The organism is Ralstonia soli (assembly GCF_023955655.1).
Taxonomy (GTDB): Bacteria; Pseudomonadota; Gammaproteobacteria; order Burkholderiales; family Burkholderiaceae; genus Ralstonia; species Ralstonia soli.
This window is the reverse complement of record NZ_JAMXHT010000002.1, coordinates 396459-420529: the sequence shown is the minus strand read 5'-3', so window position 1 is coordinate 420529 and position 24071 is coordinate 396459. Positions and strand designations below refer to the sequence as shown.

At 66.1% G+C, this 24071-nt stretch carries 21 protein-coding genes; 4 read left to right on the top strand and 17 right to left on the bottom strand.

The features are described 5' to 3' along the window. Positions 1 to 24: 24 nt before the first annotated feature. Positions 25 to 663 carry an FMN-binding negative transcriptional regulator gene (locus NG900_RS05725; protein WP_252677743.1) on the bottom strand — a complete coding sequence of 213 codons (639 nt, stop codon included), beginning with the start codon at positions 661 to 663 and terminating at the stop codon, positions 25 to 27. 105 nt (positions 664 to 768) lie between these two features. Continuing rightward, complete coding sequence (locus NG900_RS05720) at positions 769 to 1926, bottom strand: acyl-CoA dehydrogenase family protein (protein WP_252677741.1); 1158 nt, start codon at positions 1924 to 1926, stop codon at positions 769 to 771. 113 nt (positions 1927 to 2039) lie between these two features. Between NG900_RS05720 and NG900_RS05715 the strand changes: the two genes are divergently transcribed. Beyond that, positions 2040 to 2960 (top strand): LysR family transcriptional regulator, encoded by a 921-nt coding sequence (locus NG900_RS05715; RefSeq protein ID WP_252677740.1) that lies wholly within the window; start codon positions 2040 to 2042, stop codon positions 2958 to 2960. Here NG900_RS05715 and NG900_RS05710 read toward each other — a convergent pair whose 3' ends face one another. Then, complete coding sequence (locus NG900_RS05710) at positions 2961 to 3878, bottom strand: LysR family transcriptional regulator (protein ID WP_252677737.1); 918 nt, start codon at positions 3876 to 3878, stop codon at positions 2961 to 2963. It lies immediately after the preceding gene. 123 nt (positions 3879 to 4001) lie between these two features. Between NG900_RS05710 and metE the strand changes: the two genes are divergently transcribed. Then, positions 4002 to 6323, top strand: a complete 2322-nt coding sequence (gene metE, locus NG900_RS05705) for a 5-methyltetrahydropteroyltriglutamate--homocysteine S-methyltransferase (protein ID WP_252677735.1) — start codon at positions 4002 to 4004, stop codon at positions 6321 to 6323. Positions 6324 to 6389: 66 nt separating this feature from the next. On the opposite strand, the gene NG900_RS05700 is transcribed toward metE, so the two are convergent. From NG900_RS05700 to yddG, 6 genes are all read right to left on the bottom strand, one after another. Continuing rightward, the gene (locus NG900_RS05700; protein ID WP_252677733.1) at positions 6390 to 7175 is read right to left on the bottom strand and encodes a crotonase/enoyl-CoA hydratase family protein; all 786 of its coding nucleotides are present in this window, start codon (positions 7173 to 7175) and stop codon (positions 6390 to 6392) included. Between the two features lie 63 nt (positions 7176 to 7238). Further along, positions 7239 to 10334, bottom strand: a complete 3096-nt coding sequence (locus tag NG900_RS05695; protein ID WP_252677731.1) for an efflux RND transporter permease subunit — start codon at positions 10332 to 10334, stop codon at positions 7239 to 7241. Next, the gene (locus tag NG900_RS05690; protein WP_252677729.1) at positions 10331 to 11470 is read right to left on the bottom strand and encodes an efflux RND transporter periplasmic adaptor subunit; all 1140 of its coding nucleotides are present in this window, start codon (positions 11468 to 11470) and stop codon (positions 10331 to 10333) included. Before NG900_RS05690 ends, NG900_RS05695 begins: the two co-directional genes overlap by 4 nt. Further along, the gene (locus tag NG900_RS05685) at positions 11467 to 13059 is read right to left on the bottom strand and encodes an efflux transporter outer membrane subunit (RefSeq protein ID WP_252677727.1); all 1593 of its coding nucleotides are present in this window, start codon (positions 13057 to 13059) and stop codon (positions 11467 to 11469) included. Before NG900_RS05685 ends, NG900_RS05690 begins: the two co-directional genes overlap by 4 nt. A 127-nt stretch (positions 13060 to 13186) precedes the next feature. Continuing rightward, the gene (locus NG900_RS05680; RefSeq protein ID WP_252677725.1) at positions 13187 to 13342 is read right to left on the bottom strand and encodes a DUF3309 family protein; all 156 of its coding nucleotides are present in this window, start codon (positions 13340 to 13342) and stop codon (positions 13187 to 13189) included. Between the two features lie 163 nt (positions 13343 to 13505). After that, a complete protein-coding gene (yddG, locus tag NG900_RS05675) occupies positions 13506 to 14438 on the bottom strand; it encodes an aromatic amino acid DMT transporter YddG (protein ID WP_252677723.1) in 933 nt (310 codons plus the stop codon). Between the two features lie 171 nt (positions 14439 to 14609). Between yddG and NG900_RS05670 the strand changes: the two genes are divergently transcribed. Together NG900_RS05670 and NG900_RS05665 are read left to right on the top strand one after the other, a co-directional pair. Next, positions 14610 to 15491: a Rossmann-like and DUF2520 domain-containing protein gene (locus NG900_RS05670; RefSeq protein ID WP_252677716.1), complete on the top strand. Its 882-nt coding sequence runs from the start codon at positions 14610 to 14612 to the stop codon at positions 15489 to 15491. 90 nt (positions 15492 to 15581) lie between these two features. Continuing rightward, positions 15582 to 16811 (top strand): CynX/NimT family MFS transporter, encoded by a 1230-nt coding sequence (locus tag NG900_RS05665; RefSeq protein WP_252677714.1) that lies wholly within the window; start codon positions 15582 to 15584, stop codon positions 16809 to 16811. A gap of 18 nt (positions 16812 to 16829) precedes the next feature. Here NG900_RS05665 and NG900_RS05660 read toward each other — a convergent pair whose 3' ends face one another. From NG900_RS05660 to dmpG, 8 genes are all read right to left on the bottom strand, one after another. Further along, complete coding sequence (locus tag NG900_RS05660; RefSeq protein ID WP_252677712.1) at positions 16830 to 17375, bottom strand: NADPH-dependent FMN reductase; 546 nt, start codon at positions 17373 to 17375, stop codon at positions 16830 to 16832. 54 nt (positions 17376 to 17429) lie between these two features. Beyond that, complete coding sequence (locus tag NG900_RS05655) at positions 17430 to 18827, bottom strand: amino acid permease (RefSeq protein WP_252677710.1); 1398 nt, start codon at positions 18825 to 18827, stop codon at positions 17430 to 17432. A gap of 90 nt (positions 18828 to 18917) precedes the next feature. Then, positions 18918 to 20156: a kynureninase gene (gene kynU / locus NG900_RS05650; protein ID WP_252677708.1), complete on the bottom strand. Its 1239-nt coding sequence runs from the start codon at positions 20154 to 20156 to the stop codon at positions 18918 to 18920. Positions 20157 to 20197: 41 nt separating this feature from the next. After that, entirely contained in the window at positions 20198 to 21208 is a 1011-nt protein-coding gene (locus NG900_RS05645) for an amidohydrolase family protein (RefSeq protein ID WP_252677706.1), read from the bottom strand. A gap of 37 nt (positions 21209 to 21245) precedes the next feature. Further along, positions 21246 to 21770 carry a 3-hydroxyanthranilate 3,4-dioxygenase gene (locus NG900_RS05640; RefSeq protein ID WP_252677704.1) on the bottom strand — a complete coding sequence of 175 codons (525 nt, stop codon included), beginning with the start codon at positions 21768 to 21770 and terminating at the stop codon, positions 21246 to 21248. 32 nt (positions 21771 to 21802) lie between these two features. After that, complete coding sequence (locus NG900_RS05635; RefSeq protein WP_252677703.1) at positions 21803 to 22234, bottom strand: RidA family protein; 432 nt, start codon at positions 22232 to 22234, stop codon at positions 21803 to 21805. A gap of 19 nt (positions 22235 to 22253) precedes the next feature. Beyond that, a complete protein-coding gene (locus NG900_RS05630) occupies positions 22254 to 23018 on the bottom strand; it encodes a 2-keto-4-pentenoate hydratase (RefSeq protein WP_252677701.1) in 765 nt (254 codons plus the stop codon). Then, entirely contained in the window at positions 23015 to 24070 is a 1056-nt protein-coding gene (dmpG, locus tag NG900_RS05625; protein WP_252677693.1) for a 4-hydroxy-2-oxovalerate aldolase, read from the bottom strand. Before dmpG ends, NG900_RS05630 begins: the two co-directional genes overlap by 4 nt. Between the last annotated feature and the right edge of the window lies 1 nt (position 24071).

The following is a 24071-nucleotide window of genomic DNA, read 5'->3' as shown; positions in this document are numbered from 1 at the left end:
GATTCACAGTCCGTCGCTCTCTTTTTATTCCGGCTTACTGGCAGCGCAGGCCAGCATGGCCTCGCTGATCACGCGCTCGCCGTTGGCCTTGAGCGCCTCGCCAGCGCCAACGATATCCCGCCTCTCCTTGTTCTGGCTCAGCTTGAGCTTGCCTTCGAGGCGCGTGATCTCGATCTCGATGCCGACAATCATCTTGAGCAGCGTGTCGGTGTAGTCGGCCGGCGCGTCGGACATCTTCCACGGCGCAGGCTGCGTTGCCTCCTGCGCGCGCGTCAGGCGCCCCACCACGCCGCGCACAAAACGCTCGTCGTCGCGCACAGTGATGCGGCCGTGAGCATGCGCCACCCGGTAGTTCCACGTCGGCACCTGTCTGTGAGCTTCGTGCTTGCTCGGATACCACGTCGGCGAAATGTACGCATCGCCCGCGCGAAAGATGACCAGCACTTCATCGCCGTTAGCCACGTCCTGCCAGACCGGGTTGGCGCGCGCCACGTGGGCATGCAGCGTGCCCACCTTGCCCTCTTCCGGCAGCAGTAAGAAGGGGATGTGGTTGGCGTCCAGCCCATGCTCTCCATGCGTGACGAGCGTGCCGAACGGGTTCTGCGCGATCAGGTCGTGCAGCGCCTCGAGCCGCGATTCTTCGAAATGAGCAGGAACGTACATGGCAGCTATGGCAGCAACGGTGCCGATCAGATAGGTGGACGCCCATTCTGAACCAGAACGTGGCTCCAAAACAGAGCCAAATCTGACCGGTTTATTGGAGCCAGCTCAGTCCCGCAACAGCTGTTTGGCGATGATCAGCTGCTGGATCTGCGTGGTGCCTTCATACAGGCGCAGCAGACGCACATCGCGATAGAAGCGCTCGGCCTTGTACTCGGCAATGTAGCCGGCGCCGCCGTGGATCTGCACCGCGCGGTCCGCCACCCGGCCGACCATCTCGGTGCAGAACATCTTCGTGCACGAGGCCAGCATGCTGACTTCGTGGTCCTGTTTGCCGACGGGCTTGGCGTCGTAGCGGCGGGCGCAGTCGCGCACCATCGACAGACCAGCGTACAGCTCGGCCTGGCTGTCGGCCAGCATGGCCTGGATCAGTTGGAAATCGGCGATGGGCTGGCCGAACTGCTTGCGCTCCTTGGCGTAGGCCACCGCATCCGTAATCAGCCGATGCGCCATGCCGCACGCCAGGGACGAGATGTGCAGGCGGCCGCGATCCAGCACCTTCATCGCCGTCTTGAAGCCCTGCCCCGCCACGCCGCCGATAATGTTGGCAGCCGGCACACGCACGTTGTCGAGCACAACGTCGCAGGTCTTGGTGCCGCGCTGGCCCATCTTCTTGTCCGGCTTGCCGAGGGTGATGCCCGGCGTGTCGGCCGGCACGATAAAGGCCGAGATGCCACCGGCGCCCTCGCCGCCAGTACGCGCCATCAGCGTAAAGGCCCCGGCGCGCGGCGCATTGGTAATGAAGCGCTTGGTGCCGTTGATGACGTAGTGGTCGCCATCCAGCGTGGCGCGCGTCTGCAGTGATGCTGCGTCCGAACCGGCGTTCGGCTCGGTCAGCGCAAACGAGATGATCAGCTCGCCGCTGGCGATGCGTGGCAGGTAATCGGCCTTCTGCGCGTCGGTGCCATCCATCAGGATGCCCTGCGAGCCAATGCCGACGTTGGTGCCGAATACCGAGCGAAACGCCAGCGCGGTGTGCCCGAGGTCGTACCCCACCTCGCACTCCTGCGCCATCGACAGGCCAATGCCGCCGTGCTCCTCCGGAATCGACAGGCCGAACAGCCCCATCTCCTTCATGTCGGCGACGATGTCGGCGGGCACGTCGTCCTCTTCTTCGAGGATGTTTTCCGCCGGCACGAGCCGTTCCTGGATGAAGCGCTGCACCGATTGCTGCAGCAGACCGAAGGATTCGTCGTCGAGCGCCATGTCGCTTACTCCTGTGGGATGTTGCGAACGATGTTACCGTGTTGGCGGGTTTTGACAATCCGGTCTTGTATCAACAGAATGTCGAATCTGATTCACCAATCCTGACGGTCAACATGGACCTGAATGCGCTCAAGCTGTTCGTGGAAATCGTCGATGCCGGCAACCTCTCGGCGGCCGCACGGCGGCTGCAGACCACACGCTCCAACGTGAGCCACCGGCTCAAGGCGTTCGAACGCGCGCTCGGCGTGCAACTGCTGCGCCGCACCACCCGCCGCGTGGAGCCCACGGAGGTGGGCGCCGGCATCTACGAGCACGGACGCAGCATCCTGCGCGAGATGGCTGCCGCCGATGCGCTGGTGTCGTCGCTCGGCAAATCGCTGCAGGGCAGCGTGCGGTTGTCGGTGCCGACGGGGCTGGGGCACCTGCTGGTGTCGCCGCTGCTGGTGGCGTTCAAGCGTGCTTATCCGGATATCCGGCTCGACGTGCGATTCGATAACCGCGTGTCCGACCTCATCGGCGAGGATGTGGACGTCGCGCTGCGCATCGTCTCGAACCCACCGGAATCGCTCGTCGCCACACTGATCGACGAGGTCGACTGGGTGCTGTGCGCGGCTCCGGATTACCTGGCAGCGCACGGTGTGCCGAAAACGCTCGATGCATTGGCCGACCACACCATCGTCAGCGCGCCGGCCGTGGGGCAACCGCTGCGGCTATCGGCGCAGATGGGCGACGAGCGCACGACGGTCACGCTCGACCCGGGCATCTCCTCCGACAACTACCTGTTCCTGCAAGCCGCGGTGCGCGGCGGCAATGGGCTGGGCATCCTGCCCTACTACGCGGCAGCCGAAGATTTGAGCGATGGGCACGTCAAGCGCGTGCTGCCGGGCTATCGGTTCAGCGTATTTGGCAGCCGCCTGTACATGCTGGCGATGCCGAGCCGGTATCGGACGCTGGCGACGCGGCACCTGCTGGATTTCCTGAAGGATGGGTTGCAGGGCAAGCTGCCGCGCCTGCCAGAGAAAGAGCGCGCCTGATTACGCCTCCAGTGGCATCAACCCCGGCAACTGCGCAAAGCAGATCGACTTGGCCGTCTCGATAAAGTCCTGCGCAAACGGTGCCTGCGCATAGTCGCGCGTCATGGCTGCGTAGAGGTCGCTCCACACGCCCTCCTTGCCGACGCGCTTGGCCACCACGTATTCGTAGTCGACGTAGTTCTTGATGCCCCAGCTCGGCAGCGCGGCCAGCCCGCGGCGGCTGGCGACGAGCTGCAGTACGGCGATGGTCAGTTCCGCCGTGCGCCGATTGAACGCAATGCCGGCGGGCGTCAGCACCTGCCGGATCAGGTCGATGCGCTCTTCGGGCACGGGGTACGTGATGAGCGTCTGGTCGGTAAAGTCCTTCGCTTCCAGCCATTTCTTGTTGCGCAGCGCATGGTCCACGGGCAGGACGGCCAGGATTTCGAAACGGAACAGCGGTGCAAACACCACGCCCCGGCGTATCTTGGCGTCGGAGCCGATGATGACGTCGGCGCGGCCGTCCTTGAGCAGCGCAAGCGGATCGGTGTGGAAGCCGGAGACGAGGTCCATCTCCACCTCGGGCCAGCGCTGGCGGAAGGCGTCCATCACGGGCATCAGCCAGTCGAAGCAGGTGTGGCATTCCAGCGCGATACGTAACGTGCCAGCAGCGCGGCCCTTGATGCGCTCCAAGTCACGCTCGGCGGTCTGCATATCGGCGACGACCTTTTGTGCAAGCTCGAGCAGGCGCTCGCCAGCTTCGGTCAGCTCCACCGTCTGGCCCTTGCGGCGGACGACGGCCAACCCATAGTGCGATTCGAGCGCACGCAACTGGTGCGACAGCGCCGATTGCGTCAGGTGCAGCCGTTCAGCGGCACGCGAGACCGACCCGCCATCGGCCAGGGCGATCAAAGTGCGTAGATGTCGGATTTCAAGCATCGGCCGGGGCTCCAATATATGAATATCATTCAACGTTATCAAAAATAATATCATTTGATTCATGATCGATGGTCGCCGATCATCGCAGAACTCGAAAACGAATCCGCTCTCCTGCGAAGAACAATGACGACCATCCACACCCTCGGCTATCCGCGCATCGGCGCGCAACGCGAGCTCAAGTTCGCCCTCGAATCGTTCTGGAGAGGCGCTTCCTCGGAAGACGACCTGCGCGCCACGGGCCGCGCATTGCGCGAGCGCCACTGGGCGGCCCAGCGTGACGCCGGCCTCGACTTTGTGACCGTGGGCGATTTCGCCTGGTACGACCAGGTGCTGCAAACGGCCGCGCTGCTCGGCGCCATCCCCACGCGCTATGGCTTTGACGCTGCGCAGTTGACCCTGGCCCAATCGTTCGTGCTCGCACGCGGCAATGCCGACCACGCGGCCATGGAAATGACCAAGTGGTTCGACACCAACTACCACTACCTCGTGCCGGAACTGACGCCCGACTCGCGCTTCGGCGCCGGCACCGAATGGCTGTTCGACGAGGTGCGCGAGGCACAGACCGCGGGGTACCGCGTGAAGGTTGCGCTCATCGGGCCGGTCACGTTCCTGCATCTGGCCAAGGCACGCGGCGGGCTGACTGACAAACTCGCGCTGCTGCCGCAGGTGCTGCAGGCGTACACCGCCGTGCTGCAGCGTCTGGCCGCGCTCAACGTGGAATGGGTGCAGATCGACGAACCGGCGCTGGTGCTGGACCTGCCGCAGGCCTGGGTCGATGCAATCGGCCCCGCGTATCAGGCACTGGCCGCAGCCAACGGCCCCAAGCTGTTGCTGGCCACGTACTTTGAAGCCGCTTCGCACCACGCAGCGCTCATCCAATCGCTGCCGGTGGCCGGCGTGCACCTGGACCTCGTGCGCGCGCCGCAACAGCTCGACGCGTTCGCGCCGTGGCCGGCCGACAAGGTACTGTCGGTGGGTGTGGTCGATGGCCGCAACATCTGGCGCTCGGATCTCGCCCGTGTGCTGGAGCGCGTCACGCCGCTGGCCAAGGCGCTCGGCGATCGCCTCTGGATTGCGCCGAGCTGCTCGCTGTTGCACGTGCCGGTAGATCTGTCCGCCGAAACCAAGCTCGATGACGAACTCAAGGGCTGGCTGGCCTTTGCTCGTCAGAAGCTGGATGAGCTGGCCGTGCTCAAGCGCGCAGTCATTGAAGGCCCAGCCGCCGTGCAACGGGCGCTCGACGACAACCGCGCCGCCATCGCCTCGCGCGCCGAATCGCGCCGCGTGCACAACGCCGGCGTGAAGAAGCGCGTGGCGGCCATCCGCGCGGAAGACGCCGAACGCGCCGCGGCGTACCCAGCGCGTGCCGAAGCACAGCAGGCCCGCCTGAACCTGCCGCTGCTGCCGACCACCACCATCGGCTCGTTCCCGCAGACGGCGGAGATTCGCCAGGCGCGCGCCCAGCACAAGCGCGGCGAGCTGCCTGCGCTGGACTACCTGCAACGCATGCGCGCTGAAATCACCGACGTCGTGCGCCGCCAGGAGGCGCTGGGCCTTGACATGCTCGTGCACGGCGAAGCCGAGCGCAACGACATGGTCGAGTACTTCGGCGAGCTGCTGTGGGGTTACGCATTCACCGCCAACGGCTGGGTGCAGAGCTACGGCTCGCGCTGCGTGAAGCCGCCCGTCATCTACGGTGATGTGTATCGCCCCGAAGCCATGACGGTCGAGTGGTCCAAGTACGCGCAAAGCCAGACCACCAAGCCAATGAAGGGCATGCTGACCGGCCCGGTGACGATGCTGCAGTGGTCGTTCGTGCGTGATGACCAGCCGCGCGAGCAGACAGCGCTGCAGATCGCCCTGGCACTGCGCGACGAGGTGTGCGACCTGGAAGCGGCCGGCATTGCCGCCATTCAGATCGACGAACCGGCTTTCCGCGAAGGCCTGCCGCTGCGCGCTTCCGATGTGCCGGGCTATCTGGAATGGGCCGCGCGCGCATTCCGTGTATCGGCCTCGGGCGTGCGTAACGACACGCAGATCCACACGCACATGTGCTATTCGGAGTTCAACGACATCCTGCCGGCCATCGCGTCCATGGATGCCGACGTGATCACCATCGAGACCTCGCGCTCGAACATGGAACTGCTGGATGCGTTTGGCGAATTTGCCTACCCGAACGAGATCGGTCCGGGCGTGTACGACATCCACTCGCCGCGCGTGCCGCACGTGGAAGAGATGGAAGCGTTGCTCGACAAGGCCGCCCAGGTGGTGCCGGTGCAGCGCCTGTGGGTGAACCCGGACTGCGGCCTGAAGACGCGCGGCTGGCCCGAGGTGGAAGCGGCACTGCAAGGCATGGTGGAAGCCACGCGACGCCTGCGTGCCAAGCATGCCAAGGCGCAGCACGCCGGCAGCAAGGTTGCGCACGCAGAAAGTGCGATCGCTTAACTTCTGCCTTAGCTGAGCAAAACGCCAACCGGCTTGGCTTCCGGTTGGCGTTTTTCCATTGGCGCCTCAGTCAGCGGTATCCGGCTTTCCATGCCGGCCGGCGCCGTCGGCAAATCGCGCGGCACCCGCCACGCCTTCGGCAAACACCATGGGGGTCCCACGCGCACCCTCCTGCTGCAACGCCTCTGCCAACGGCAGACTCCACTGCGCATACGCCGATGCCCGGTCGGCGAGCATGCACTGCTGCGGAAACGCAGCAATATCTCGCGCGAGTTGCTGAGCTGCGACAAGCGATTCGCCGTACTCCACCAGACGATTGGCCAGGCCCATGGCGAGGGCTTCGTCTGCCGGCACGGCGCGGCCGGTCAGGATCATGTCCAGCGCCCGCCCCATGCCGACAACGCGCGGCAGGCGCACCGTGCCACCGTCGATGAGCGGCACACCCCAGCGGCGGCAGAACACGCCGAACACGGCATCGCGCTCAACCACACGCAGGTCTGCGAGCAGCGCCAGCTCCAGGCCGCCCGCCACCGCATAGCCTCTGACCGCCGCGATAAGCGGCTTGGACAACGCCATGCGCGACGGCCCCATCGGGCCAGGCGCTGCGCCATCGGGGTCAAGGTGATTGCGTCGGGCCGGATCGCCCACCGCCGTCAGGTCGGCGCCGGCGCAGAAGTGGCCACCGGTGCCGCCGAGCACGGCAACGCGTAGCGCGTCGTCCGTTTCAAAGCGCTCGAACGCGGCGAGCAGCGCGGTGGCGGTTGGCCCGTCGACCGCGTTGCGGCAGTCGGGCCGGTTGAGCAGGATGGTGCAGACCGGGCCATCGGTCTGGAACAGCACGGCATCGGACATGTGCGGTCTCCGTGGTTTGGCTTGCTCCACGCTGGCAGGCTGGCTGGCCGCCCGATGCTACACCTAGCGCGGGCCGTGTTCCGATGCCGGCTCCGTCTTGTGCCCGTGATGGCGCGCGCCACGCAACTTGCGCAGCGTCCACTCCTTGAAGTCGTCCACCTTCTCGAACACAACAGGCACCACCAGCAGGCTCAGCAAGGTGGAAGTCAGCAGGCCGCCGATCACCGCCACGGCCATCGGCGCGCGGAAGCCCGCATCGCCCTCCAGGCCGAGCGCCATGGGCACCATGCCGGCGGTCATCGCCACGGTGGTCATGACGATGGGGCGGGCGCGCTTGTGGCAGGCATCGAGGATGGCCTCGGTGCGCGACATGCCCAGATCGCGCCGCGCAACGATGGCGTACTCCACCAGCAGGATCGAGTTCTTGGTCACGATGCCCATCAGCATCAGCAGGCCGATCAGCGCCGGCAGCGACAGGCTGAAGCCGAACAGCGCCAGCAGCCCGAACGCACCGCCCACCGACAGCGGCAGCGCCGCCAGGATCGTCACCGGCTGCGTGAAGTCGTGGAACAGCAGCACCAGCACCGCATACACGCACAGCACGCCGGCAAACATGGCGAGGAAGAAGCTGCTGAACAATTCCTGCATGCCCTCCACATCGCCCGAGGCAATGCGGCGCACGCCCTGTGGCAGGTTCTTGATGGACGGCAGCGCCTCCACCGCCATGTTGGTCTCGCCCAGCGCCCGGCCCTCCAGCCCCACGCTGATGGTGACGTTGCGGCTGCGGTCGTAGCGGTCGATCTGCGCGGGGCCGCTGGCAATGGAGATGTCGGCAATGTTCTCCAGTGGCACCGCGCCATTGCGGCCCAGCACGCGCAATTGGCGGATCGTGTCGATCTGGTTACGCGCCTTCGGGTCCAGTTCAACGCGGATGTAGACCTGCCGTTCGGGCAGGTTCAGCTTGGGCAGGTTGACGTCGTAGTCGCCCGCGGTCGCCACACGCACGGCCTGGCCGATGGCGGCTGCTGTTACGCCCTGCTGTGCCGCGCGTGCAAAGTCCGGGCGGATGACGATTTCCGGCCGCAGCAAGCTCGCCGATGATGTGACGGCCCCAAGCCCGGGCACGGTGCGCAGATCGCGCATCACATCGCGCGCGGCCTGCTGCAGCGTGGCAGGGTCATCGCCCGTCAGCACAACCTGCAACTGCTCGCCCGAGCCGACCGCGCCAAAGGAGATGCGTACGCCCGGCACGCCTTCCAGCATCTCGCGCAACTGGCGCTGCACGTCCTGCTGTTTGATGTGCCGGTCGTGCTGGCCCGTGAGCGAGATCGTGAGCGTGCCGGTGCGCACCTCGCCGCCGCTGGAGCCCGGCACACCGGCCATCACGCCAGAGCCGATGGCGGTGTACACGCGGCGCACCTCTTTGTGCTGCATCACGATCCTGCGCACGCGCTCGGTGTTCTCACGCGTCTGGGCGATGGTGCTGCCGGGCGGGCTTTCGACGGTCATCTGCAATTGCGCCCAGTCTTCGGGCGGCAGGAACGTCGCCGGAATCAGCCCGATGATGGCCACCGACACAACGAAGAACGCCGCGGCCATGCCGCCCGTCTTCCACGGGTGGATCAGGCACCAGCGCGCGGCCTGCAGGTAGCGCGTCATGATCCAGCCATCGCGGTTGGGCTTGTCCTGGGGCTTGAGCATGTACGCCGCCATCATGGGTGTGAGCAGCCGCGCCACCAGCAGCGAGGCCAGCACCGCCAGCGACGCCGTCCACCCGAACTGCTTGAAGAACTTGCCCGAGATGCCGCCCATGAAGGCCGTCGGCAGGAACACCGCCACCAGCGTGAGCGAAGTGGCCACCACCGCTAGGCCGATCTCCTGTGCGGCCTCCATGGCGGCCTCCAGCGGCCTCTTGCCGTTGCGCAGGTGGCGCACGATGTTCTCCACCTCGACGATGGCATCGTCAACGAGAATCCCCACCACCAGCGTGAGCGCCAGCAGCGTGATGCCGTTGAGCGTGAAATCCAGCAGCTGCATGGCCGCGAACGTCGGGATGATCGACAGCGGCAGCGCCACCGCCGACACGAACGTCGCGCGCCAGTCGCGCAGGAACAGCCACACCACCAGCACGGCCAGGATGGCGCCCTCGTACAGCGCATGCATCGATGCGGTGTACGCGTCCGACACCGGCTTGACCATGTTGTAGACCTCGGTCACATGCACGTTCGGGCGCTCGGCCTGCAGCTTGGCAATCGCCTCGCGCACGCCCTTGGCAACGGTGATTTCACTCGCGCCGCGCGAGCGGAACACCTGGAAGCTCACCACCTGCTTGCCGTCGAGCAAGGCCATCTGGCGCGGCTCGGCGGCGGTGTCGCGCACGTCAGCCACGTCCGACAGGCGGATGCGGCGTCCGTCCGAGAGCGGGATGTCCATCTGTGCCAGCTCGCGCGCGCTCTTCACCGTGCCGAGCGTGCGCACCGCCTGCTCCTGCCCGCCGATGTTGCCGCGTCCGCCCGGTGCCTCCTGCTGCATGCCGCGCACCTGCGCGCTGATGTCGGCGGCAGTGACGTTCAGCGCCTGCAGGCGCACGGGGTCGAGCTGCACGCGCACCTCGCGGTCCACCCCTCCCTGGCGCGTGACCTTGGCCACGCCGTGCACCGACAGCAACCGCTTGTTGACAGTGTTGTCGACGAACCAGGAGAGGTCCTCCGCGTCCATGTCGGTCGCCTCGATGGCGTAGGTCAACACCGGCATGCTGGCGAACGTCACGCGCGAGATGACGGGCTCCTGCACGTCAGACGGCAACTGCGCGCGGATGCGGCTGACTGAATCGCGCACGTCGTTCACGGCTTCCTGCACATCCTTCTCGAGCTGGAATTCGACCATCGTGGTCGAGCTGCCGTCGTTGATGGTGGAAGTGATGTGCTTGATCGCACCGATGCTGGCGATGCTGTCTTCGATCTTGCGCGTGACCTCGGTTTCCATCTGCGTGGGCGTCGCGCCCGGCAGGCTGGCGGTCACGGAGACGGCAGGAAAGTCGATGTCCGGAAAGTTCTGGATCGACAGCATCTTGAACGACACCAGCCCCGCCACCGTGATCAGGATGAACAACAGGATCGACGGAATCGGCTTGCGGATCGCCCACGCGGAAAAGTTCATGGCTTGGCCCCCGCCGCAACCGGTGCCGACGCTGCGCCGGCAGCCGCCAGGCGCACCACATCGCCATCGCTCAGGAAAGCGGCGCCAGCAGCAACCACCCCGTCGTTCGCGCCGATGCCCTGCACGATTTCCACCTGCCCATCCTGGCGGCGTCCGAGCGTGACTTTGGTCTGATGCACGCGGCCTTGCTGGTCGAGCACCATCACGTAGTCATAACCATCGCGCGAGAACACGGCGGTCTCGGGCAGCGTTGTGGCCGGTGTGTCGCCCAGCAGCACATCGCCGGAGAGATACATGCCGGCCTTCACGCCGGACGTGGCAGCTTCCGGCGGCAGGTCGACATAGACGAGGCCGTTGCGCGTGTTGGCATCGACCGTGGGCGCGACCTGCCGCACGCGGCCGTTCACCACGCCGCCGTCCATGCGGCGCACGCGTGCGGCCTGGCCGGGCAGGATGCGCGGCAGCACGTCGCCGTGCATTTCCGCGCGCCATTCCAGGCGGTTCTTGCGGATGAGCTTGAACAGCTCGGTGCCCGACGACACCACAGCGCCCACGGTTGCCGTGCGTGCGCTGATCACACCGTCATCCGGTGCCACCACGCGCGTGTAGCGCAGGCGTAGCTGCTGGCTGTCGAACTGCGCGCGTGCGGCGGCCAGCTTGGCGGTGGCGGTCTTGGCCTGCGTGTCGTACTGGATCAGATCCTGCTGGCTGATGGCACCGCTCTTGTCGAGTTCATGCGCGCGGCGGGCTTCGCCGGAGGCCTGTGCGGCGGAGGCTTCGGCTTCGGCCAGGCTGGCGCGCTGCGCGGCCACATCGGCACGCACGGTCTCATCCGACATGCGCGCCAGCAATTGGCCCTGCTTGACCACATCGCCCACGTTGACGAGCACCTCCGCCAGCTTCAACCCACCCACCTCGGCGCCAATGCTGGCCTCCTGCCAAGGCTGCACGGCACCGCTGGCCGTGGCGATGCGCGGCCAGACGTGCTGCCCCAGATGTGCAACGTTGACAGCCAGCGCCGGCTTGGCGGGCGGCCGTTCCTTGCTCTTGTTCTCGGGCCCAGATTTGCCGCACGCCGCGAGCGCGCCGGCCAGCATCACCGCCAGCGCGGTCTTCCAAACACGTTGTTCAGTCATGAAGCGTTTCCGGTGCGCGCGCGGCCTTGTTCGGCCGGGGCATTGGTATTGGGGTAGGTATGCAGAAGGGAGGCGTCGGATTGCGCATGGGCGCTGTCATCGCGCCAGCCACCGCCAACGGCCTTGTACAGCGCCACCCACGCCTGCGCACGTTCGAGCTTGACGGCCGCCAGCGACTGCGACGCCTGCAACGCCGTGCGCCGCACGTCTTCGAGCTGCAGCAGGCTGCCGGCACCCAGGCGATAGCGCGCGTTGGACGCTTCCAACACCTTCGCGTATTGCGCGTCAGCCATCGTGGCCGCATCGAGCCGGCGGTCGGACGCATCCAGGCGCACCAGAGCGTCTTCCACTTCCTGCACGGCCTGCCGGACCTTGCCGCGGTAGCTGGCCAGCGCCTGGTCGTAGCGCGCACGTGCCGTTTCCACGCGCGCCGCCCCCGCCCCGCCATCAAAGATCGGCAACGACACCGATGGCCCGAACGACCACGACTTGCTCGTAAACGATTGCCCGCTAAGCCGGAACACGTTGATGCCGATGGACCCAGCCAGCGTGATCGACGGCAATCGGCTCGCCACAGCCACGCCAATGTCGGCGCTGGCTGCGGCCACCGCACGCTCGGCGGATGACACGTCGGGCCGCTGCGACAGCACCTGCGCCGGCACATCGGGCACGCCGGCATCGGGCGGCGCGGGTATCTGGGCGGTGGCCTTGACCAGCAGACCCTGTAGCGCGTCGTGGTCGAAGCCGGTGAGCGTGACGAGCTTGTCCATCCCCTGCGCGCACTGCGCCCGCTGCGCTTCCAACGCGTTGACGGCGTCGCCAACGGTGGCCTGTGCCTGCGCGTAATCCGCCGGGGCGACAAAGCCTGCGCGGAATTTGCGTTCAGTCAGTTGCAGCGTCTCTTGCCGGGACGACAGCGTGGCCGCACCGATGTCGACCAGCGCTTCGCATTCGCGCTGCTGCAGATAGGTATTGGCGACCTCGGCGGCGAGCGAGACACGGGCGTCGTGCCAATCGGCCTCGCTGGCGACGAGTCGTGCGTCGGCGCCCTCCAGGCTGCGGCGCTTGCCGCCGAAGAGGTCGATCTCCCATGAGGCATCGGCCTGGGCGGCCAGGGTGGTGATGGTGCCCAGCCCAAGCGTCGGGCTGAGCCCGCCAGCAGGCAAGCCACTCAGGCCCGGGCCGCCGCCGGTCAATTCGCTGCTGCCAAACCCGCCTTGCCGCGTGGCCGAGCCGGAACCCTTCAGTTGCGGGAACAGTGCCGCCTGGCTGCTGGAAACGCTGGCGCGTGCCTCACGCAGGCGACCCACGGCTTGCGCGATGGTGGGGCTACCGGCATCGGCCTGCTCCACCAGTTCTGTCAGCACGGGGTCCTGAAACTGCTCCCACCAGCGAGCCAGCGCCATGCGGCTGCCATGGTGAGGCAGCGTGGCGTGCCAGCCCTGCGGTGCTTCGGTGCCGGTCAGCTGGGGCGTGCGGTAATCGGGCCCGACCGCGCAGCCAGCCAGCAGCATCGCCAGCGCCAACGGGGCAAATCGGGCAGGACCGCCTCCCGCCCGACCGCAGCCAGGGCGTCGACCTGTCTTCATGGAAAGTGTCCTGTAAAACGCAGCTGGAATTATGCCCAGTCAAGCGTCCGCAAGACACCCGCCATCTTCGCGTGCTAAGCCACCGCGCGATCACCGGTCAGGCAATGCTCAGAGACATGGACCGGCATCAGATGTAGCCCAGCAGCACAAGAATGACGACGATCACCACGATCAACCCGAGCCCGCCCGTTGGTCCATAGCCCCAACTGCGGCTGTACGGCCACGACGGCAGCGCGCCGATCAGCAGCAGGATGAGAACGACGATGAGAATGGTGCTCAACATGATGCCTCCTGGTTCCGTGTTGGTATGCCGCTGCCCGTGGCTGGGCAGCGGCTTACCCGGCATCTAGCACGCCCCGTTCCCGTGCTGGCTAGGTCTACGGTTTCACGGAAAACTTGGCGGTTAATTGCGAAATAGCATCCGCACTCCGTAGCCACCAAGCCTTTTAGTCGGTCGGCACCCTGGAACGCTGGGGCAACGACGAGGCGCGTGCCCGCTGCCCGCGCGTGGCAAGCCAGCACAGGATCGACCCCGCAACCACCATCGAGGCGCCCTTCCAGAACGCGAAGGACAGCGGCGCATCCAGCAGCGCAGCCGCCAGGGCGGCAGACAACACCGGGATGAAGTAGGACGCACCGGCCAGCACCGTGACGTTGCCGTGCAGAATGCCGACGTTCCACGCCGCATAGCCAAACCCCATCGCGGAAGCGGCCAGCACCAGGTAGATGACCGCCGAGAAGCTGAAGTGCATCGCGCCGCCGCCCGTGGCGAGGAACTTGATCCACAACGTCAGCGCCGTCAGCATGAAGAACAGCGTGACGCCATTCTTACCCTCGGCAATGCGGTTGGTGACGGTGCAATACGCCGCCCAGATCACCGCGCCCGTGAAGGCAAGTCCGTAGCTGAGCGGGTTGTCCTTGACGTTGCCGGCCATGCCGGCGAGATCCAGCCCCTGGTCACCGCCGAGCACCAGGCAGATCCCGAGGATGGAGATCAGCGCACCCGGAACGATCAGCGCATTCGCCCGCTGCTTGTTGAACGCGATAGCTGAGAGCATCGTGAACGTCGGCCACAGGTAGTTGACCATGCCGACCTCGATGGCCTGCCGGCCGCTGTTGGCATAGCCGATCGACAGAGACAGGCACAGCTCGTACGACACGAACAGGAAGCTGCCCCATACCAGGTAGCGCCGCGGAAACGTCTTCACATTGACGAAACCCACCGAGAACAGCAGCAGCACCGACGCAACGCTATAGATCATGGCAGCACCACCCACGGCGCCCAGGCTCTGGCTCACGCCGCGGATGAGGCCCACGATCGAACTCCACAACAACACCGCGATGAGCCCGATGAGTGTTGCCCTGCTTTTGCTTTGCATAACGCTTGTCTGCACTGACCTGTCTGCCTAAGGAAACCACTCGCCCGCGACCGCTCCAACGCTGCCGGGCGAAGGCGAGCAGTGTACCGGTCATGCCACCACGGCCTCGCACCTCGTTCTCCGAACGACGCTTCGCTATAAGATGCGGACGATTCAGAACAGGGGTTCGGTATGACGTCTTTTGCGATCGAAGCGCCGGTGTCGGTAGGCTGGATTGGTGCGGGGCGGCTTGCGCGAGCGGTAGCCATGCGCGCACATGACGCGGGCATCCGCACCGTGGCTGTGGCCAGCCGTTCACCGCAACCCGCGGCGTGGCTCGCGCGGGCCACCGGCGCCCGCGCGCTCGACGCGCAAGGCGTGGCGGATGCCGCTGATTGGGTATTCGTGACTGTGCCGGATGACGCCATCCCCAGCGTGGTCGAGCGCGTGCGCTGGCGCCCGGGGCAGCTCGTGCTCCACTGCAGCGGCGCGAGTGAACGCGACCTGCTGAACGCTGCCCGCCAGGCCGGTGCTGACACGGCCAGCTTCCACCCGCTGTTTCTCTTTGCCGGCTTGCCGGACGAGGCCGAACGGCTGGGCGGCGCATCCATCGCCATCGATGCCGACGCGCCGCACGACGCAGCGCTTGCCAGCTTTGCGCAACGCCTCGGCTGCACGCCGTTGAAGGTGCGTGCCGGACAACGCGCGCTGTACCACGCCGGAGCCAACTATGCCGCCAGCTTCCTGCTGTGCGCGCTGCATGAGGCCGCCACGCTGTGGCAAGCCGCCGGCATCGATCGTGATGCCGCTGTCGCCGCCATGTGGCCGCTGGTCGACGGCACGCTGGCCGCCGCCCGAGCACGGGGCCTGGCTGGTGCGCTGGCAGGCCCGGTCTCGCGCGGAGACGGCGGCGTGATCGACAAGCATCTGCACGCGCTCGATACGCTCGGTGCAGATCACGCCGCGCTGTACACCGCACTCACGCGGCGCGCACTGGCCCTGGCCGCCGAACGCGGCGCGCCGCCAGCCGACGTGCTGGCCGACCTCGCGACGCGAATCGACCGGACGCAATAACGACGTCGCCATCATTGGGATTGGGCGGCGAGCATGCACCAATCCGGCGCACGCCCTACAATCGGCGCCTTGCCCGCAAAGTGCCCCGCCATGTCCCAATCACCGCTGTCGCCGCAATCCCCTTCCCCTACGCATCACTCCGACAGAAACCGCTCGGCCGGCGCGCTGATCATGCTCGTGGTCGGGCTGGTGCTGGTGGGCGTGAACCTGCGGCCCGCACTGTCAAGCCTGTCGCCCGTACTCAAGCAGGTGGCGGCGGGCACGGGGTTGTCGGGCGCCACGGCGGGGCTGCTGACGACATTGCCGGTGCTGTGCCTGGGCCTCTTTGCCCCGGCGGCGGCGGTGCTGGCCCGGCGCTTTGGCGCGGAGCGCGCAGTGGGCGGTTTGCTGATTGCGCTGGCAGCAGGCATTGCCCTGCGCAGCGCGGGTGGCGTCGCGCCGCTCTTCATCGGCACGCTGGCGGCGGGCGCCTGTATTGGCGTGACGGGCATCCTGCTACCGGGCATCGTCAAGCGTGACTTTGGCCGGCAGGCCGACCTGATGACCGGCGTCTACACCATGGCGCTGTGCTTTGGCGCGGCGGTGGCGGCTGGCGCGAGCGCACCGCTCTCGGCGTGGCTGGGCGGCTGGCAGCCGGCACTGGCGTTCTGGGCCCTGCCCGCATTGCTGGCCTTCATCGGCTGGTGGCCGCACATGCGGCATGCACACGGCAAGGGCGCGGCGATGCGGCTGGAACGCGTGTCGCTGTGGAACAAGCCGATCGCCTGGCAGGTGACGCTCTACATGGGGCTGCAATCGTCGCTGGCGTACTGCGTGTTCGGCTGGCTGCCCGTGATCCTGCAAGACCGTGGGCTGTCTGCCGTGCAATCGGGCGTGGTGGTGGCGGTGTCAATTCTGGTTCAGCTCATCACCGCGCTGGGCGGGCCGTTCGTGGCGCGCCTCGGCCGGGATCAACGCCCCGCCGTGCTGCTGATGATGCTGATGTGCTGGGCCGGCCTGATTGGCTGCCTGTACGCGCCGCTCTCAACGCTGTGGTGGTGGGCGGTGCTGCTGGGGCTGGGCCAGGGCGGCAACTTCAGCGTGGCGCTGTCGTTGATCGTGCTGCGCTCGGCCGATGCGCGTGTGGCGGCCAGCCTGTCCGCCATGACGCAGGGCATCGGTTACACGATGGCCGCTGCGGGGCCGTATCTCATGGGCGTGCTGCACGACCTGACCGGCAGTTGGGCGGTGATGGGGTGGCTGTTCAGCGCGATTGCGCTGGCGTCCATCGTGGCGGGCATGCTCGCCGGGCGCAATCGCACATTGCACGCCGGCGAGTGAATCACACAGGGGCGTCTGTCAGCCCTTGAGCTTCTTCGTCCAGTTGGCCAGCGCCTGCATCTGCTCGGTGACCAGACCGGAGATGCGCTCGTCCGTCAGATCGCCCTCGGCGGTGAAGCCGCCGGCAAACGCATTCGCAAACACCTCCGGCTTGTTCAGCGGATGCAGATCCAGATATACGCACACCTGACGCAGGTGGTACTGCGCGCGCGACGTGCCCATGCCACCGCCCGCCCCCAGGATCGCGACCGGCTTGCCGGCCAGCAACGCGTTGTTCGGTTCACGCGAAGCCCAGTCGAGGATGTTCTTCAGCGCTGGCGCCAGCGAGTAGTTGTACTCGGGGCAGGCCAGCACCAGCGCGTCGGCGCGCTCGATCTGCTGCAACACGCGCAGCACCGAGGCCGGCTTTTCCGTGACGTCAGCGTTGTAGAACGGAATGTCCGTCAGATCGGCCAAGTCCATTTCAACGCCCGCCGGCAGGCGCGTGGATGCCGCACGCAGCAGGCCCTGGTTGGTGGATTTACGGCGCAGGCTACCGGCAATGCCGAGAAAATTCAGCGACATGAAGAACGACTCCGTCAATGTTGGGACTGGCGAGAATAACGGACATTTGGCCGATCAAGAAGAGGTGACAGCCCGGGCAGTGTGCGTCTGGTTGCGATACCACAGGCCGTACACCGCCGACAGCGCAATCATGAACGGCACGCCGCACAGCAGCGTCATGCGGAACTCCGCCGTGAAGTAGGTGGTGGCCAGCGCCGCCGCCATCAGTGCCGCGCCCAGCAGCGACGTCACCGGGAACCCCCACATGCGGAATGCCAGCACCTGACCGCGGTGCTGCCGGCGGAAGAACAGATGCGTAATGAAGATCATCAGCCACGTAAACATCGCGCCGAACATCGACACCGACATCATCAGCAGGAAGGCGCTCTCCGGATACAGCGCGTTGAGCACCGTCGCCACGGCAATGCCCACCGCGGAGAGCAGCAGCGCCCCGGTCGGCACACCGCTCGCATTCAGGCGACCCAGCGCCTTGGGTGCGTAACCGGCGCGCGACAGGCTGAACATCATGCGCGTGGTGATGTAGAGCTGGCTGTTCATGGCCGAGAGCGCGGCAACCAGGATCACGAAGTTGAACACCCCGGCAGCGCCTGGCAGCGACGTGGCGGCCATCACCTTGACGAACGGGCTCTCGTTGGCACCGGCGGACGTCCACGGCACGATGGCCAGCATCAGCGCGAGCGTCAGCAGGTAGAAGACCACCAGCCGGATCATCGTGGCGCGAAAGGCGCGCGTGATGGCCTTGTGCGGGTCACGCGCCTCGCCGGCAGCCACGGCAATCATCTCGATGCTCAGGTAGCTGAAGATCGACACGATCACCGCCACCCACGTGCCCCACGCGCCCTTCGGGAAGAAGCCGCCCTGCACCTGGTAGTTCGCCAGGCCGATGCCCGAGCCGGCCGGCGCGCGGAACACCACATACGCACCCAGCAGGATGAAGCCGACGATGGCCGCGATCTTCAGCATCGAGAACACGTACTCCACCGCGCCGAACACCTTCACGCTCACGACGTTCACACCAACGAGCGCTGCTGAGAAGCCGACGATCCAGTACCACCCCGGCACCGCCGGAAACCAGTACTTCATGTAGACGGCGATGGCCGTGACCTCCGCGCCCACCGCCAGCACGATCGACGACCAATACGCATAGCGCACCAGAAACCCGGCCCACGGTCCGATGTAGTGCTCGGCATACGCGCCGAACGAACCGGACGTGGGGTGGGCAACCGTCATCTCGGCCAGGCAGCCCATCAGCAGCAAGGCGATCAGCGCGCCGATCGCGTAGCTCACCAGCACGCTGGGCCCGGCAAAGCCGATGGCGAAACCGCTGCCCAGGAACAGGCCCGTGCCAATCGCACCGCCAATGGCAATCATCGAAAGCTGCGCGGTAGACAGGCCACGCTGCAGCCCCTTTTCCCGCTCGACAATCGAGTCAAATCCGTGTTGTTGCCTCACGGTGTGTCTCCTTGCTGCGGCCGGCGCCGCGAGGGTGCGGCCGCTTGTTCGTAATGGGATTGCCGACAGTCCAGATCCAGGACCCGGCGGTCAGGTCACGGATTTGCGCGTACGGAATTCCGGGGTGTTCCACGCGCCGGTCGCGATGATGTCCTTGAGCGCGGCGATGGTGTCCCAGATGTCGACGTAGCGGACATAGAGCGGCGCGAAGCCGAAGCGCAGGATGTCCGGCGCACGGAAATCGCCGATCACGTTGCGGTCGATCAGCGCCTGCATGATCGCGTAGCCCTCTTCATGCGTAAGCGAGACCTGGCTGCCGCGCTGGTCCGCATCGCGCGGCGAAGCCAGCCCGCAGCCAAGCCCTGCGAGCTCCTGATCGGCCAACGCAATGAACAGATTGCCCAGCGCGACGCTCTTCTCGCGCAGCGTGTCGAGGTCCACGCCATCAAACGCATCGAGCGCGCTCTCCAGCGCGATCACGCCGAGCTGCGGCGCGGTGCCCGTCAGCATGCGGTCGATGGCGGGATGCGGCGCGTAGTCGTGCGTGAACTCGAACGGCTTGGCGTGACCGTGCCAACCCGTCAGCGGTTGACGCACCGCAGCCAAGTGGCGCGACGCCACGAACACAAAGGCCGGCGCACCCGGGCCACCGTTCAGGTACTTATAGCCGCAGCCCACGGCGAAATCGGCTTCGCACGCATTGAGATGCACCGGCATGGCGCCGGCCGTGTGGCACAAGTCCCAGACGATCAGTGCGCCGACTTCGTGCGCGCGGCGCGTCAGGGCTTCCATGTCGTAACGCTTGCCGGTCTTGTAATTCACGTGCGTGAGCGACACGATGGCAACGGACTCGTCAATCGCGGCCAACACCTCGCCTGGATCGACGCAACGCAGTTCGCAGCCGGTCATTTCAGCCGCGCTGCTGGCAATGTACACGTCGGTCGGGAAGTTCGTGCGCTCGGCCAGGATCACGCGGCGGCCGGGCTGCATGCGCGTGGCAGCCACCAGCACCTTGAACAGGTTCACCGAGGTGGAATCGGCCACGATCACCTCGCCCGGCCCGGCGCCGATCAGCCTGGCGATCTTGTCGCCGGTGCGCTGCGGTGCGGGATACCAGTCGGCATCGTTCCACGAGCGGATCAGGCCGTGCGCCCACTCCTGCTCCAGCGCCTGCTTCATGCGTGCGGGCACGTTGGCGGGCATGGCGCCCAACGAGTTGCCGTCGAGGTAGATCGTGTCGGCGGGCAGGTCGAAACGCGAGCGGCAATGGGCCAGGGTGTCGGCCGCGTCCAGTGCGGCGCAGTCGTCCCGAGTCATCTTCGAAGTCATGGTGTCTTGCTGTGTGTTTTAAAGGTTCGTGGCGGGGCCATTCAGGCCGCATCGGGAAGATCGAAGAAGCGCGCCGCGTTGCCGCCCAGGATCTTGGCCTTGGCGGTGTCGCTCAGCTGCGCATGGCTGGCAACCAGATCGCCGATCTTCTGCTCGCCCAGCGGAAACGGATAATCCGAGCCGAGCAGCACGCGGTCTTCACCCATGGTGTCGACCAGCAGGCTCAGCGCGCGCGGGTCGAACACGGCGCTGTCCACGTAGAAACGATCGAGGTACGAGACGGGCGGGTTCGGGCAGTCTTCACGCACGATGTCGCGCTGCTCCCAGGCGTTCTGCACGCGCCCGAGCAAGAACGCGAAGCTGCCGCCGCCGTGCGCAAAGCAAAGCTTGAGCGACTTTGGAATCCGCTCGAACGCGCCGGACAGGATGAGCGAGACCATGCTCAACTGCGTCTCCGCCGGCATGGCCACCAGCCACGGCAGCATCCATTTCTTCATGCGACCGTCGGTCATCATGTCCCACGGGTGCACGAGCACGGGAATGCCGTCGTTGGCGCAGTGCGTGAGGAAGGAGACGAGGTGCGCGTCGTCCAGATCGCGCGGCCCGAGGTGGTTGCCGATCTGCACGCCGTGGTGGCCTGCGCGATGGGCACGCGTGGCCTCGCGGCACGCCAGGTCGATGTCCTGCAGCGGCACCTGCGCCAGCGCCTTCAGGCGCTTGGGCGCATGGGCACAGAGCTCCAGCGCGCGATCGTTCATGCGAGCTGCCCAATCATGCGCGGCGGCGCCGTCGTAACCGTAGCCAAACATCACGGGTGTGGCGCAGACGAGCTGCACATCCACGCCGAGCGCATCCATCTCTTCAATGCGCTTTGCCGGATCCCACAGCGCGCGGTAGACCGGGCGGAACGCACGCTCACCGGCCATGATCATGCCGCGCTCGCCGTCGGCGTCGATGCGCAGCCACGGGGCCTGTTCTGCATCGAGGCTTGCCGCCTCCTCCCGCGTGATGGGCGGGAAGAAGTGCGAATGCATGTCGATTCGAAGTGTCATCGTCAATTGCAATTGCTTGTGGGGGAACGCCAGACCGTCAGGCTGCCTTGCCTGGGTGGATGCGGCCACACTGTGGGCAGCGGCGCTGGTCTTCCGATGCGTAGAACGCCTCGAACAGCGGCGGCAGGTCACGCACGATGCTCTTGAGCTGAACCTCGACGCGGTGCACGAGATGGCCGCACGCATCGCAGTACCACTCGAAGCCGTCGAGCAGCCCTGCCGGGCGCTGGCGCTCGATCACCAGGCAGACGCTGCCCGCCTCCGGCCGCTGCGGCGAGTGCCGCACGTGCGGCGGCAGCAGAAAGACGTCGCCCTCCTTCAGGTCCACGCGATCCGGCTTGCCGTCGATCCACAGGTTCAGATACGCATTGCCGCGCAGCTGGTAGAAAAACTCTTCCAACGGATCGTCGTGATAATCGGTGCGGTGGTTCGGCCCACCCACCACGGTCACGATGAAATCGCTGTCCTGCCATACCTGCTGATTGCCGACCGGCGGCTTGAGCAGGTGCGCGTGCTCATCGATCCACTTCTGGAAGTTGAACGGTTTTCCGTAGGTCAACATGTCTCGCTCCTTGATGCGTAGCGTTGTTTTCGTTATCGCTTCGGCGCGTAGGCAATCGCCTTCATCTCGATCACCAGGTGCGGATGCGGCAACTGGTGTACCGCTACTGTCGTACGTGTGGGGCCGGTCTCGTCGAAGTACTCGGCATACACCGCGTTGTAGCCGGCGAAATCGTTCATGTTGACCAGGAACGATGTGATCTCGACCAGGTTCGACAGGTCGGCGCCTTCGCTGCGCAGGATGTCGCGGATGTTCTCGATCACCACGCGGGTCTGCTCGCGGATGTCGAGTTCGGTCGTGCCCAGCGCATCGGCCGACGCGCCGGCAATGGTGTTGTCCGGGCGGCGCGAGCTGGTGCCCGACACGAACAGGAAATCGCCCGCACGCGTGATGTGCGGGAAGCGGCCGCGCGGCTTGGCTTTGCCGGCCACGACGCGGCCCTGGGTGCTGGTTTCAGTGGTCATAGCAATCCGAGGTTCAGTCTCAGTAGGTAGTGAATTCGGTGGCGCCGAGTCCGTTGACGACGCACTGCACATGCACGCCGCGTGGCAGCGCCTGGGCAGCGGTCGCCGCGCCGGCCATGACGAGCGAGCCCGCAGGCAGCACCAGCCCGCTCTGCGAGATCAGCCGTGAAGCCTGCACGACCGAGCGCAACGGGTCGCCCAGGATGGCCGCCGTGGAGCCCACCTGCACGGCACGCCCATCCATGCGCATCAGCACGCCCGCATTGCGCAGCGTGTCGAAGCGGCGTGTCCAAGGCCCGATGACAAGGCCTGCCGACGAGCAGTTGTCGGCCACCACGTCTTCGAGCGTGAACTTGAAGTTGCGGTAGCGCGAGTCGATGATCTCCATGGCTGGTGCCACGGCATCCAGATAGCTCGCGGCTTCCAGCAGCGTGAGCGGGCGGTCGATCTCGCGGCTGGTCAGAAAGCACACCTCGGGCTCGACCCGCGGATGAATGAAGCGATCGAGCAGCACGCGCCCGCCGTCTTCTTCAAGCATCGTGTCAGTCAGCCAGCCCCAGATCAGGCTGTCGACGCCCATCTGCACCATCTTGGCCCGGCTGGTGAACCCCAGCTTGACCCCAACCATGCTTTCACCGCGATGGATGCGGCGCTCGATGGACGCACGCTGAATTTCATAGGCTTCCTCCAGCGAGAAGCCTGCGTCGTCGGTCAATTGGCCAATCGGTTCGGCATAGCGCGCGGCATCATCCACGCGTGCGGCAATGGCATTGAGATCGATCATGCGGCCTCCGTGCTCGGCGATTGCTGCGTCGACTCACGGGCCTTCAGCATGTCGAGCGCTACGTCGACGATCATGTCCTCCTGGCCTCCGACCATGCGGCGACGACCCAGCTCGACCATGATGTCGAACGCAGACAGACCATACTTGGCCGCCGCCGCTTCGGTATGACGCAGGAAGCTGGAATACACCCCGGCGTAGCCCAGCGCGAGCGTTTCGCGATCCACGCGCACGGGGCGCTCCTGCAGCGGCCGCACGATGTCTTCGGCGGCGTCGATCAGCTTCTTCACGTCGCAGCCATGGTTGAGCTTCATGCGGTCGACAGCCGCAATGAACACCTCCAGCGGCGCGTTGCCGGCACCTGCACCCATGCCCGTCAGCGAGGCATCGACACGGTCGCATCCGTGTTCAAGCGCGACGATGGAGTTGGCCACACCCAGCGCAAGGTTGTGGTGGGCGTGCATGCCCGTCTGCGTGGCAGGGTCGAGCACGCCCTTCAGTGCATCAAAGCGCTCGGCCACGTCACGCATGCTCAGCGCACCGCCGGAATCCACCACATAGACGCATTGCGCGCCGTAGCTTTCCATCAGCTTGGCCTGCACACCCAGCGCCTGCGGCGTGGTCATGTGCGACATCATCAGAAAGCCGACCGTATCCATGCCGAGCGAGCGGGCGTACTCGATGTGCTGCTTCGAGATGTCCGCCTCGGTGCAATGCGTGGCGATACGCACCACGCGGGCGCCGGCATCGTACGCGGCGCGCAAGTCATGCACGGTGCCGATACCGGGCAGCAGCAGCGTCGCTACACGCGCACGTTTGACGGTGCCTGCAACAGCGGCGATCCATTCCAGATCGGTATGCGCGCCAAAGCCGTAGTTGAAGCTCGAACCCGACAGCCCGTCGCCGTGCGCAACTTCAATGCTGTCGACGCCTGCATCGTCCAGCGCACTGGCAATGGCAACGGCCTGATCCAGCGAGTATTGATGACGGATCGCGTGCATGCCGTCGCGCAGCGTCACGTCGGAGACGTAGATCTTCTTGGTATGGGTGGTCATG